General features: G+C 57.9%; 11 protein-coding genes and 1 tRNA gene. 1 reads left to right on the top strand and 11 read right to left on the bottom strand.

Annotated features, from left to right (window positions below):
* Positions 1-60: 60 nt before the first annotated feature.
* The 8 genes from FE702_RS06135 to FE702_RS06100 form a co-directional block, all read right to left on the bottom strand.
* The gene (locus FE702_RS06135) at positions 61-1359 is read right to left on the bottom strand and encodes an SEL1-like repeat protein (protein ID WP_147125378.1); all 1299 of its coding nucleotides are present in this window, start codon (positions 1357-1359) and stop codon (positions 61-63) included.
* 202 nt (positions 1360-1561) lie between these two features.
* Entirely contained in the window at positions 1562-2491 is a 930-nt protein-coding gene (locus tag FE702_RS06130) for an AEC family transporter (RefSeq protein ID WP_147125377.1), read from the bottom strand.
* 4 nt (positions 2492-2495) lie between these two features.
* A complete protein-coding gene (locus FE702_RS06125; protein WP_147125376.1) occupies positions 2496-3287 on the bottom strand; it encodes an MBL fold metallo-hydrolase in 792 nt (263 codons plus the stop codon).
* Positions 3284-4093 carry a TatD family hydrolase gene (locus FE702_RS06120; RefSeq protein WP_147125375.1) on the bottom strand — a complete coding sequence of 270 codons (810 nt, stop codon included), beginning with the start codon at positions 4091-4093 and terminating at the stop codon, positions 3284-3286. The genes FE702_RS06125 and FE702_RS06120 overlap by 4 nt, the downstream gene beginning before the upstream one ends.
* 95 nt (positions 4094-4188) lie before the next feature.
* Complete coding sequence (locus FE702_RS06115; protein WP_147125374.1) at positions 4189-5301, bottom strand: DNA polymerase III subunit delta'; 1113 nt, start codon at positions 5299-5301, stop codon at positions 4189-4191.
* Entirely contained in the window at positions 5298-5936 is a 639-nt protein-coding gene (gene tmk / locus FE702_RS06110; protein WP_147125373.1) for a dTMP kinase, read from the bottom strand. Before tmk ends, FE702_RS06115 begins: the two co-directional genes overlap by 4 nt.
* Positions 5933-7102, bottom strand: coding sequence for a D-alanyl-D-alanine carboxypeptidase family protein (locus tag FE702_RS06105; protein ID WP_147125372.1), 1170 nt, complete (start codon positions 7100-7102; stop codon positions 5933-5935). Before FE702_RS06105 ends, tmk begins: the two co-directional genes overlap by 4 nt.
* A 46-nt stretch (positions 7103-7148) precedes the next feature.
* On the bottom strand, positions 7149-8051 hold the full coding sequence (locus FE702_RS06100) for an SPOR domain-containing protein (protein ID WP_147125371.1): 903 nt from the start codon (positions 8049-8051) through the stop codon (positions 7149-7151).
* Between the two features lie 211 nt (positions 8052-8262).
* On the opposite strand from FE702_RS06100, the gene FE702_RS06095 reads away from it, so the two are divergent.
* Positions 8263-8352, top strand: a tRNA-Ser gene (locus FE702_RS06095).
* A gap of 102 nt (positions 8353-8454) precedes the next feature.
* Here the strand turns inward: FE702_RS06095 and FE702_RS06090 are convergent.
* The 3 genes from FE702_RS06090 to FE702_RS06080 all read right to left on the bottom strand — a co-directional run bounded on the left by FE702_RS06090 (position 8455) and on the right by FE702_RS06080 (position 12264).
* Positions 8455-9495, bottom strand: a complete 1041-nt coding sequence (locus tag FE702_RS06090) for a tyrosine-type recombinase/integrase (RefSeq protein WP_147125370.1) — start codon at positions 9493-9495, stop codon at positions 8455-8457.
* 389 nt (positions 9496-9884) lie between these two features.
* Complete coding sequence (locus tag FE702_RS06085; protein ID WP_147125369.1) at positions 9885-10556, bottom strand: DUF1045 domain-containing protein; 672 nt, start codon at positions 10554-10556, stop codon at positions 9885-9887.
* Positions 10557-11091: 535 nt separating this feature from the next.
* A complete protein-coding gene (locus FE702_RS06080) occupies positions 11092-12264 on the bottom strand; it encodes an ROK family transcriptional regulator (RefSeq protein WP_147125368.1) in 1173 nt (390 codons plus the stop codon).
* Positions 12265-12438 lie beyond the last annotated feature (174 nt).

The following is a 12438-nucleotide window of genomic DNA, read 5'->3' as shown; positions in this document are numbered from 1 at the left end:
TTAATCGTTCTGGAAGTCGTCTCGGTTTCGTAGTGTTGTTTGTAGCAGTGTGAAATTACTCTACCTGCTTCGTAGCTCATCAGCATTTCGGCATGCTGCTGGTTCTCCGAGTTCACACGCTTCGCCATAGGCTTTGAGCGCACTTTGATAACTTGCCACGTCAAAGGCTCGGGACGCGTGCAGAACGCCTAGTGAATAGCACATCTCTGCATGTCCAAGATCACAAATTGGCTCAAGAAATGCAATAGTTTGGTCTAAATCCGGGTTAGCACCAAAACCCATAGACTCTAGAAATTCGCAGCCGCTGACATCTCCCCCCTCGCACGAAGCTAGAAGCAACTGATAGGTTTTCTGCTCTCCAGCTAGATCAAAAGGCGCAAGACCTGTCTCAAATGAGGTGCCAACCATTTCCCAAGCGTCGCTGACACATTTCTCGGTTACACCTCCTCTACAAGCCGTCAGAACTAGTCTAAGCTGTGCTTGTTCGTCTACCGTCAATTCCGCTATTCTGTTGCAGACTTGACCGGGGAAGACTGAACAAAGAGCCTTGTCCATGTGAGAAAGGCCGCCCTCGCTTTCTTGAAATGGCGTCGCTACAGCAAATGCGACCACGCCCACACAAAAGCTACCGGTTACGGCAAACCAATTCATTGCATTCTTTAACTCAATTTGTGAACTTAACTTCGTTTTGACAAATACTCGCATTAACCAGGATGAAGTAATGTAACCCCACGTCCAGACACTAGTTAGGAATGTGGAGTAAAAGAACACAGAGAATATGGAAAATAGGCCCAAAATCTCGGAAAACTCTTGAGTCTCGCCTTCGTAAAGTGGTGAGTGAAAGTATATCCAAATTGTGGCAAAAATAATTGAAGACGTAAATGCAAGGTCAATTAATAGAATGCTACATTGGAACAAAAACGAACAGTTCTTCTTTAACTTTTCTAGCAGGAGGCGCGTTTCTAAAAGCGATAGATAATCAGCCAAGAGATTTATTGTTATCCCTAAAATTAGTAGCTCACCAAGCGAAAGTTCCGCCTTGACGCGGGTTTCCAGTAACTTCGCTTCGCTCAGGAGCATCCAGATACCAACCATGGCAACCAGTGAGGCGACACAGGAAGTTAATACGCATCTCATGCTCAAATGGTTGGGACCAAACACGCTATCGAATAAGGCGCAGAATGACCGCGCCCAATTTTCTTCGCTATCAGCACCCATTAACCAAAGTGCTATTGTCTCTTTTTGGTCAGCTTTTAATAACTTGTCGGCTAGTTTGGTCAAGACGCCAAAGGTGCCGGCGGCGGTGGCGGCCCAAATCCAATTTGTAGCAAGGAATGTTTGAAGATCATCATATGTCAATGTGCCAAGCTCCAATCGAGCAACCTCTAATTCTATTAACCATAGAATCTGTTAGTTAGGCCAGTCTTCTGCCTATTAGTACAGGAGTAGGTAGAGGTCGCCTATGGCCTCTGGAGCTTAGTTTCAGAATCGAATTGGACGTCACTTTCCAATCGTTGCACAACAGCTCTGTCAGCGTGGAAATATTTTGAGGCTGCTTTCTTCACCCCAATACCTGCAACCAAATCCAAACCGTCCCAATCGCTAGCGCAGTTGCGATCAGCACACCCGTAGCCGCTACCCGCTTTGCCGCCCCATACATGCTCGCAAAGATGAACGTGTTGATGCCAGGCGGCATGGCACCGGTGAGCACAGCGGCGCGGAGGGCGTTGGGGTTCAGGTTCAGCAGGCTTCCCACGGCGTAGGTCACTGTGGGGTGGGCGGCGAGTGACACTGCGCAGACGAACAGCACCGTTTTCAGGTCGCCTTCGGGGCGGTAGCGGACAAGGACGCCGCCGAGGCCAAAGAGCGCCGCGGGCAGGGCGGCGCGGGTCATCATTTCCAGCGCGTCGTTCAGCGTTGCGGGTAGGGGCAGGCCAGAGAGGTTGACGGCGAAGCCGAGCGCGATGCCGAGGATCAGCGCGTTGCGGAACATCGCGCGGGTTACGGTGCGGATCAGGGGCAGGGGGCGACGGGTTTCTGACCTCACGACCTCCATCACCGTGATGCCCAACCCGTAGCAATAGACGGAATGCACGGCGACGATGGCAAAGGCGGCCTCAAGCGCGGCGGCGCCATAGGCGCGGTCGATGATGGAGAGACCGAGAAGGACAGAATTTGAGAAGAGGCAGCAGAAACCAATGGAGACGCTATCCTGCCAACTGCGGCCAAACAGGTAGCGACCGCCGAGAAGTCCCGCGACAAATCCCACGGTTGCCCCGGAATAGAAACTGACCAGCAGCTCCCATTCGAACACCCCGCTCAGGTCCAGCCGCGCGATGGCGGAAAACAGCAGGCAGGGGATCGCGAAGGTCTGGGTGAACTTCATCAGCGCGTCGGTGCCCGCGTCGCTGAACCATTTCGCGGCGACGGCGAGGTAGCCGAAGCCGATGACCAGAAAGACGGGCAGGATGACGGTGAGCAGGGCCTGCATGGGCCTAGCCGTGCGCCGTTAAGGTCATGCCGTCAAAAGCAGGCATCACGGTGTCCGGCGTCTCTGCCGCGACGGTGCGATAGTCCAGATCATTGTGCATGTTGGTCAGAACCGCCCGCTTGGGGGCCAGTTGCGCGATCCAGTCCAGCGTCTGGGCGAGGTGCGAATGGCTGGGATGCGGGGTCCGGCGCAGTGCGTCGATGATCCAGAGGTCGAGGTCTTGGAGAACCTGCCAGGCGGCGTCGGGGATGGCGGACACGTCCGGCAGGTAGGCCACGTCGCCCATCCTAAAGCCCAGCGACAGGATCGAGCCGTGCTCGACGTCAAAAGGCGTGAAATCAATTGGCCCGCCGGGGCCATCCACCTGAAACGCGCCGTCGATGGTGTGCATGTTCAGGATTGGCGGGTAGGGTGAACCCTCAGGCTGCACGAAGGCATAGCCGAAACGGGCCATCAGGTCCTCTTGTGTCCGTTTGTTGGCCCAGACGTCCAGCCGGTTGCGCATGTTGAAGACGATCATGCGCAGGTCATCGAGGCCATGGACGTGATCAGCATGCTGGTGGGTGTAGACCACGCCGTGCAGTTCACCCACGTCCGCATCAAGAAGCTGCTGCCGCATGTCAGGCGAGGTGTCAATCAAAACGCGGGTGGTGCCATGCGGTCCGTCCTGTTCGACCAGCAGGGAACAGCGCTTGCGCCGGTTTTTGGGCTCTGTCGGGTCACAGTCGCCCCATTGGCCACCGAGGCGTGGCACGCCGCCAGACGACCCGCAGCCAAGGATCGTAAAACGTCTCATGCAGCCTGCGCTTTGGCGGCTGCGGCCTTGGTGAACAGGCGGTCGAAATTCGCGGACGTTTGCGCGGCGAAGTCGGCGTAGTCCATGCCATACACCTCTGCGCCGACCTTGGCGGTGTGAGCGGTATAGGCGGGTTCGTTGCGCTTGCCCCGGAAGGGCGGCGGCGCAAGGTAAGGTGCATCGGTTTCGACCAACACCCGGTCCACAGGGGCTGTCGCGAAGATATCGCGGAGCTCTTGGCTTTTGGGGAATGCCGCGATGCCGGACATCGACAAGTAAAAGCCAAGGTCCAGCGCGGACTTGGCCAGTTCCGGCGACGACGAAAAACAGTGCATCACGCAGCTAAATGCGCCGGATTTGTGCTCTTCGCTCAGGATCTGTGCCATGTCCTCGTCAGCGGCGCGCGAATGGATGATTAGAGGCAGGCCGCTTTCGCGCGCGGCCTCAATATGGATGCGCAGGCTTTCCTGCTGCACGCGGGCGCTTTCGGCGGTGTAGTGGTAATCTAGCCCCGTTTCACCGATCCCGACCATTTTGGGGTGGCGGGTCAGATCCAGCAATTGATCAACCGTGACCATCGGCTCTGACGCAGCACTCATTGGATGGGTGCCAGCGGCGTAGAACACGCCGTCATAGGCGTCCGCAATGGCACGGACCTCGGGTTCGCAGCGCAGCTTGGTGCAAATGGTGACCATCCGCGTAACGCCTGCCGCACGGGCACGCTCGATGATCGCATCGTGTTCGCCCCCAAAATCGGGGAAGTCCAGATGGCAGTGGCTATCAACGATGGAGGGGGGCGTGGTCATGGTGGTCCTGAGGGCCTCACTTGCGGATGCATCCTGCCTTTCGGTCAAGACGCGGGTGTCTTTCGGACAGGGAACGAACGACCGGTTTCTGAACGTCAGATAGCCCGTCGCGCCTCGGCTTCGATCTGGAAAAGCATATCAAGGATGAGCGACGGAGGGTCAAGGTTCACCGAGGCTCCGCGCCGCGCGCGATCAACAAGGCTTTGTGAGACTGACGCCCAATGCCGCGCGGTCGCTGCATTCGGACACAGACGCGCAAAGACTTCGGCCTCTTGTTCGGTTGCCGATGGCGTCGGGACGCCCATGACGCCCGTGCGAGCCAAACGCGCCAGAACGAGATCAAAGAGATCAAGGATCAGGGTCATGCGTTCGGGGGTGCGCGCCGTGACGGTATCAGCCAGTTTCAGCGCCAACTGCCGGTCGATGTTCGGCACCTGACCGAGGATGGAGACCAAAGCCGAATACAGTGCGACCCCGTCCTGAGTTTCAAGCCGGATGGCCGTCCCGACGGACCCGCCCGACAGCGCGGAGAGCGCCTGAGGCTGTTCAGTCGCAATTCCCGCCTGTCTGAGGGCCGCGGTCATATCGTCCGGTCCCAGCGGGTCGCAGCGCAGCACGCGGCATCGTGACCTGATCGTCGGCAAAAGCGCCGATGGCTGATGCGCGATCAACAGCAAGGTCGTGTTAGCAGGGGGTTCTTCGAGCACTTTCAACAGCGCATTGGCCGCGTTAGTGTTCATCTCGTCGGCGGCGTCTACGATCACCACACGCCGCCCGCCATCTGCGACCGAAAGCGAGAAAAAGGCCTTGAGCTTGCGGACATCCGAGACACGGATCTCGCCACTGAGGCGGTCCCCCTTTTCGTTTGGGCTGCGCCGCAAGACATAAAGACCCGCCTCTGAGCCTGCCGCCATTCGGCGCGCCGTTGGGTGGTCTGGATCGACAACTAAGTTCGTCGGGGCAGGGGGCGCGCCGAACAGCCCATCATTTTCGGCCTCTGGATTGGCACGCAGAAAACGCGCGATCCGCCAAGCCAGAGTGGCTTTGCCGATCCCTTTGGGGCCTGTGATCATCCACGCGTGGTGGAGGCGCCCCGTGATGAACGCATCCAAAAAGTTGGCTTGCGCGGCGTCGTGACCAAAGAGATCAAGCGTGTCGCGGGGATGGGGGGCATCAGGCAGTTTGTCTGGTTCGGGCAGATCGCTCATAGGCGCGGGCTTACCGCGCGCCAGACAGCTTCTTCAACCGTCTCGACCGGATGATTGCCATCAATGATAACACAACGCTCAGGAAATTCTTGCGCCAGCTTGAGAAACCCGTCGCGCAGTGCCTTTTGAAAAGGCAGACCAAAATCCTCGAACCTGTCTTCGCCTGATCCACGTGCCAAGCCGCGTGTCAAAGCTGCCTGAGGGTCCATGTCGATGATTATGGTCAGATCCGGCTCGCGCCCGATCATGAGGCGATGCAGCTCATCAACCATAGGGCGGAGATCACCCCGCGTTGCGCCCTGATAGATGCGGGTCGAGTCCGCAAACCTATCCGAGATCACGACCTCGCCTTTCGTCAAAGCCGGTTCAATCGTCTTTTCGAGGTGATCGCGGCGCGCAGCAGTGAACAGGAGCAACTCTGTTTCCGGGCTCCATTTTTCGGGGTCTCCTTCCACCAGAAGCCTGCGGATGTCTTCGGCACCCGGTGAGCCGCCCGGCTCGCGGGTGCGCAGTACGGTGCGTCCACTTGCACTCAGGCGAGCCTCCAGGCTGCGGACCTGAGTTGATTTTCCAGACCCGTCTATCCCTTCAAAGGTGATGAATTGCCCGCGTTGCGTATTTGAAGGACTGCTCAAGATGGGTTCGCGCCCGCGTCGACGCTTCCGACAAAGCGGTTGCGCAAAACCTCGACAGCGGTGCGGATGCGCGGGCCGAACCCACCACGTTCCACGTCAGACATCGCCACCAACGGCACGCGCGTTTCTGGCAGGCCTTTGCGTTCGATGACCAACTCCGCCAGTTGCTGACCTGCTGTCACAGGGGCTTCGACAGGGCCCTGATAGACGACGTCGGCGCTCAGGACGTCTTCACCCAGAACAGGCATCAAAACCGTCAGGTCTTCAGAGACCGTCAAGCCGACACTCGGGGCCGCGCCCATCCAGATATCTGCGCTGGCCAATCGGGTTCCTGCGCGCGTTACTTCTTGCTCCGCAAATTGGCGAAAGGCCCATGTGACGATCCGCTCAGCCTCTTCGGCGCGGCCCTGCGTGGATTGCAGCCCAGAAATGACGAAGATCACGCGCCGATCCCCTTGGCGCGCCGATCCGACAAGACCATATCCCGCCTCTTGCGTGTGGCCGGTTTTCAGACCGTCCGCCCCGATCCCCAATCCCAACAGGGGATTGCGGTTGCGGGTATTCGACGGCGCGCGCCCGTCAAATGCGAACTCTCGCTCTTGGAAGAGCGGGTAGTAGGTCGGGAAATCCTTAATCAAGCGATCGGCAAGGATGGCGAGATCCTTCATCGACATGCGATGCCCTGCAGCGGGCCACCCGCTGGAATTCGCGAAGGTCGAATTCGTCATGCCCAATTGCCGTGCGCGTTCCGTCATCATCCGCGCGAAGCCTGCCTCGGTGCCGTCAGGGCTTAGCGCTTCTGCAAGCACAACACAGGCGTCGTTGCCGGACAGCACGATGACGCCGCGGATCAGGTCTTCGACGCGCACGCGGTCGGTTGTGTCGAGGAACATGGTCGAGCCACCAAAAGACATGGCGTGTTCGGACACCGGCAAGCGGTCATCAATCGACAAGCGTCCGTCCCGAATTGCCTCGAAGGTCATGAACAGCGTCATGAGCTTGGACATGGAGGCTGGCGGCAGCGGCTCATCTGCGCGCTTGGCCAGCAGCACGGTGCCAGTACCTTGATCGACGACGTAGGCCGAGGTCGCGCGGGTATCGAAGGTTTGTGCCTGCGCGACAGATGCCGCGCAGATCAAAAGCGTCGCAAGGATGCGAAGGACCATTCTGCTCTCCCCTTTGGTGCCGTTTCGGCGGGGTGAGGGGCCCGCCTTAGTTGGTCACGAAATATGCGTCACTAAAGCCCTTAGACTTGACGGTTTTCAAGACCTCTGCGCGTTCGGCAGATGTGTTGGATGGACCCACAATGACCCGCCAGAAGGCTTTTCCGTTGCTTTCACCGGGTACAACCGACGGAACCACGCCGGAACTGCGCAAATTGTCGGCGGTTCGCCGCGCATTGGCCTCGACCGAAAAGAAGCCGATCTGAACGTAAGGCTTCGACAGGGGTGACTTGGCGGTCGTGGCAGGAGCGGCGGTCTGGGCCGGAGTCTGCGCCGCGGCCTTGGTGATTACAGCTGTGTCTGCCGTATCCGTGCCGGGGATCGGTTGTGGATTTGGCGCCGCTGCTTCAATGGCTGCAGCAGCCTGATTGGCTATAGGATCATCGAGATTTGAAGAGGACACCTCAGCCGCAACAGGCAAGGCTCCGATGCTATCGTTTTGCTCGGGAACGGATTCCTTGCGCAACGCCGTGACGTTCAGGCCTGTTGGACTGCCTGCCAAAATGCCCAAGGCGGCAGCCGCATCCGACGACACTTGAAGCGCAGGACCCGGCGTGTCGCGTTCCTTGCGGAAGAGCGCGCCGATGACGAATTTTCCATTCTCTTCGTTCCGGATGATGACGCGTTCGGGGTCTTTGGCATCTGGATGCGCGACCCACACCCCGCCAAGCGATGGCCGTCCATCCCAAAGACCGGAGCTTGTCACCTGAAATACATCTGGTGCCTCGACATCCCGCTCGATCAGCCGTGTCGAGTTTGAACGTGTCACCTCGGCCCCACCTTCGTCTTCTGCTGCGGGTGTGTTCATCGAAAAACCGCTCATGTCCTGACAGGCGGCTGTCAGGGCAAATGCGCTGATCGCGCACAGACGGATGAAACCTGTTGTGGTCATCTCAAAGCCTCAATTTTGCGAACGCTTTTTCGCGTCCATGGCCCCCTCTTTTCGGGGGGTCACTGCTGATATCGGGTGATCCCGTTGCGCACAGACTAGCGACAAGCAGGTGATTTGCAAAGTCTCCAAGACGTCCGCGGTCAAAAACCTGTTGTTTGTGGCCTTTTCAGAATCAAACCAGATCGCTACACCCCGCCCACCACATCAGGCCGGAGGTTTGGCAGAGTGGTCGAATGCACCGGTCTTGAAAACCGGCGAGGGTGAAAGTCCTCCCAGGGTTCGAATCCCTGAGCCTCCGCCATGAAATTCGTGCAAATATCTGAAATGTAAGAATTTAGTTCCATATTTTGTGGCCGTTCCCAGACTTGTTCCCACGCTTGGTTGTGCTTTGACATCGCGTTCTTCAGTCTTCCAGCACGCCTGCCTCTGACTCGCCCGTGATCAGTTGGCGCATTCGGTCGCGGTCGAGTTGACCGTAGTTGCGCAATGTCGTCAGGACGTCTGTGTGTCCAAGGTTTTGTGAGGTAGCGACGATCTCAGCAATAGACTTGCAATTCTTCGCCGCGTCGCGGGCCAGCATGTGGCGGACGGCGTGGGGGCCAAAGGTTGGCAGGCTAACGGCAGTGAACGCCGCATTGACGATCTTTCGGGCGGGTTCAGTACTTTTCCAAGCTCGACGTTCGAAGCCGTCGGCTTCGAATTCATGCGCAGCGCTGGCTGTCAACGCGGTTGTCGGGAACAAAGGATCGGCCGGTCCAAAAAACAACGTCTTCGAGGTGGGTGCTCCATGCACGTAGCGCCGCTTCGGCCTTTGGGAACTTTTTTGCAAAGAAGGTGTGCATGGATTTCCCGAACTTCGTCGCCACCTCGCGGGGGGGGGCTGCGTCACGGACTTATCCGCCAGATCGACATGCTTAATTCGCAAGCTGATCAGCGCCGAGACGCGGATGCCCGTCAGGCACAACAATGCAAATAGCGCCTTGTCGCGCATCTCGCGCGGTGTGTTGGCGGGCATCGATTCCAAGGCGCGCTTGGCCTGTTTCACGCTGGGCGCTGGGCGGGCTGGTGCGGCGCGGGCTTCGGCTTCATCACGGCGAGACAGGTTGAAATACTCTGCATCCGCCGCCTTAACTTTGCTTCGGAAGCCATCTTGCTGCGAAAGCCATAACGTGAACTCGCGCAGCGTTGCCATGATGGCGCGCGCCGAGGACTTGCCCAATGGTTGGCCCTTGGTAGTTTTCGCGCGCTCAAGGTGGTCGCGGAAGCCCATAGCCCAATCGCGCTGGAACTTGATAAAATCCTTGCGCCCATTCCAAACGTCGAACCATTCGAGTGCCGCGAGTTCTCTGTCGAGCGTCTTGTCGGAAAGCTGTCGTGCATACTTGCGATATTCCATGAACTGGCGTTTCAGACGTTCGTTCTTCTCGTTTGCTCGCTTGGTCATTTCGGCGTCCTTTCAGGATATGCTCTTGGCGAGGTTTGTTCTAAGATCGGCACCCCTCCTTTCAGGCGGGGATATTTCACACGCATGGATGCGACCGGTTTCCGATCCAAAAGCCCCCAAGATTGGACCACCCCCTTACGGTCGCTTGAGGCCGCGCATCGGCGGGCATTTCGTGGCGCAGTCCGATAAGGCAGTAAGTGGAAAAACACGGGGGCCTGTGTCCACGACCTTAGGCCCCTCTGGTGTCGGCAAGGACAGCGTAATGGGAAGCCTTTGCAAGGCTTTGCCATCAATGAACCTTGTCCAGCGCGTGATGACCCGTGCACCGAACTTGGCTGGGGAGGACTGTGAGGCCGTCCCTGTCGAAGGCTTTCGACGCTTGGTCAGCTTCAACCGGTCAGGGGGTAGCGATGGATAACTTCAAATCTCCCGTCACAGCGTTCTCCACACAGAGCAACCTGATCAATGACGAATGGCCGAGGCAGGTCAGGCAGTGCATCGCGCGCCGTCTTGGTCCAAGCAGGCATATCCGCTTTCGCAATCTTGCCCGACAAGGTCAGGTGAAATCGGAATTGGTCCATCACGTAGGGATAGCCCCAATCGCGCAACAACGCCTCTTGTCGGTCACTAAGGTTCGCTTTGCGGCGGCGCGCAAGTTCGGCGTCGGTCAACGGCGCCCGAAACCTGTCCAAAGCGATGACGCAGGTCTCGGCAACCTGCTGAAGAGGGCGTAGGTCTCCGCGCGGCGTCAGCGCGAGGAAGCCGCCCAGAACGCGCAACTCCAGCCCATCGCAGCGCGCAGGAGGCAGCATCCGCGCCATGTCGCTCAGAGCGGTGTGCAAGCCGTCTTCGGACGCACCGTCGGCCAGTCGAAACGGCGGCTTCAAAGTGCCATGGAACCCGTATTTCCGTGGTGCTTCAGTAATCGCAGCTAGTCCGGGATGATCCATCAGTGGGACGACGCAGCCACGCGCGATGTCCCACCCCAGCCAAGACGCTCCAAACTCGGCCAGCGTCCCCTCCGGGGCCACATAATAGATCGCAAATCGAGAGTATGACATGGATCCCCTTTTCCCGGCCGCCGCTCTGATCCAGCCAGATGACAGGACTGTGTCAGCAGATCTTTGCCTCGCAAATGCACAACTTGTTTTGCCTGACCGAGTGGTAATCGGAGCGATCACAATTGAACAAGGTATGATTTCGGAGATCTGCGAGGGGGATCAGATTCCTGCGAGCGCCGTGGATTGCCAAAATAATCCGGTCCTGCCTGCACTGGTCTAGCTTTATACAGACAATGTCGAATGGCACATCGAACCGTAGCCCAAGGTCGATTGGCCCCACCTTCCAGCCTTGATGGCGCATGATGCTGAATTGGCCTCAACCGGGATTACAACGGTTTTCGACGCCATGCCCGTTTCCGCTTCTCGCCATTTGTCCAGGCTACCAATGTCCGCTTTGGGTGGAGATCGGAAGTTCGCCGCGACTGAGAATTCCAATGCTTGAATTGCTCTAAGCAGACATCGAAGCTGTAGTGATTTCAGCGATCATTCGCGCCCAAGCGGGCACAAATTGACCAACGATCGGAATTTGCAAAGCCTAAAGCATAAACTGGATGTCCATCGGGCGGGTCGCTGCGCCGATGGCGCGGGCCTTGCGGCCAATAGACCCTGCTTCGATCTGCGGAGCGATCAGACCTCGGGTGTCTTGGGTCGTGACATAGCGTCGAACACGGTCCACTAGATCGTGCCTGATGGGCTCTGGAAAGGCTCCATCGATCAGGATTGCCTCAAAGTCGATCACGGAACATACGGACAACGCAGCCTTTGAAAGCTCTTGCGCGGTTTGGCGGAGCCATGGATCAACATACCGAGAATAGCGCGTCCAGCTTTCTGGGTCCGACCACAGGTGTCGCGGGTCTAAGTCAACTTCGTGAAAGCGTTGTTCCAATTGGCGGATCGAGGCCATCTCGACCAGTTGCATGCTTTCACCGTTGGGTCCGATGCTTCGCAGTGACCCCAAAGCGCCTGCATTGCCTTGGCGGCCTTCGTAGACCGTGTTGTCCAAGACTATTCCACCGCCGATATACGCGCCAATGAAGAAGTAGGCGTAGTCGCGGAACTCTTTGCCGCGGCCAAAAGTGTGTTCTGCCTGGCAGGCCGCCGTAGCGTCGTTGACAAGCGAGACAGGTAGCCCTGTCAGTTCCTGCAATTGGACCCTGAGATCGACGCTTTGCCATTCCGCGAATTCGGCGCGGCGGGTTGCCGCCTCGTCTGGCCAGTTCCACAATTCAAATGCGGCGCCCACACCGATCCCACATATACGTCTGAGGTGATCTTTGCTCAGCTTGGCGCGGATGTCGGTGATACTGTCTTGGACGAAGCTGAAGATATCGTCGGGCAGTGGGCGGTTATAGCTAAACAGCCTTTCGTCACGGGTTTCGCCAACAAAATCCATAAGGACAAGTTCGGCAGACCGACGGCCAATCTTGAGGCCGAATGAGAAGGCACCGTCCTTTGCGAGGCGCATGGGTGTTGACGGTTTTCCAACTTTGCCCCGAACAGGTTCGCCCTTCAGAACAAGGCCTTCGCCTTCCAGCCTGCGGAGAATGCTGGACACGGTCGGAGGCGACAAACCGGCGCGTTTGGATAGGTCACTCGCCGGCAGCCCGCCGTGACGCTGGATCAGCGACAGCAGTAGCCGTTCGTTGTGATCGCGCACGCCGCGTTGGCTCAGCCCAGTGCTGATCTCTCTCACAAATCCGTCGTCCATGGGCACGGGATACAGGTCTCCTCCAACCTTGTTAATAGCCGATTCCGTTTAATAAGGAAAGTTAACTAACTAATTGACACGCTCATTCGAATCTGAACTCTTATGGCGCATGGCGGACCCAAATCCGTTGAATGCAGAGTGGAGGCTCTGCGCAAACACGTCTGGGAGGACACT

This window comes from Shimia ponticola (genome assembly GCF_007995215.1).
Lineage (GTDB): Bacteria > Pseudomonadota > Alphaproteobacteria > Rhodobacterales > Rhodobacteraceae > Shimia_B > Shimia_B ponticola.
Note: the sequence above shows the minus strand (reverse complement) of the source record. Positions and strands in the feature narration are given on the sequence as shown.

Coding starts and splice junctions, on each gene's coding strand:
- FE702_RS06125 (WP_147125376.1), bottom strand. CDS start 3,287: ATGAGACGTTTTACGATCCTTGGCTGCGGGTCGTCTGGCGGCGTGCCA.
- FE702_RS06115 (WP_147125374.1), bottom strand. CDS start 5,301: ATGAGCGATCTGCCCGAACCAGACAAACTGCCTGATGCCCCCCATCCC.
- FE702_RS06130 (WP_147125377.1), bottom strand. CDS start 2,491: ATGCAGGCCCTGCTCACCGTCATCCTGCCCGTCTTTCTGGTCATCGGC.
- FE702_RS06080 (WP_147125368.1), bottom strand. CDS start 12,264: ATGGACGACGGATTTGTGAGAGAGATCAGCACTGGGCTGAGCCAACGC.
- FE702_RS06120 (WP_147125375.1), bottom strand. CDS start 4,093: ATGACCACGCCCCCCTCCATCGTTGATAGCCACTGCCATCTGGACTTC.
- FE702_RS06105 (WP_147125372.1), bottom strand. CDS start 7,102: ATGGTCCTTCGCATCCTTGCGACGCTTTTGATCTGCGCGGCATCTGTC.
- FE702_RS06100 (WP_147125371.1), bottom strand. CDS start 8,051: ATGACCACAACAGGTTTCATCCGTCTGTGCGCGATCAGCGCATTTGCC.
- FE702_RS06085 (WP_147125369.1), bottom strand. CDS start 10,556: ATGTCATACTCTCGATTTGCGATCTATTATGTGGCCCCGGAGGGGACG.
- FE702_RS06090 (WP_147125370.1), bottom strand. CDS start 9,495: ATGACCAAGCGAGCAAACGAGAAGAACGAACGTCTGAAACGCCAGTTC.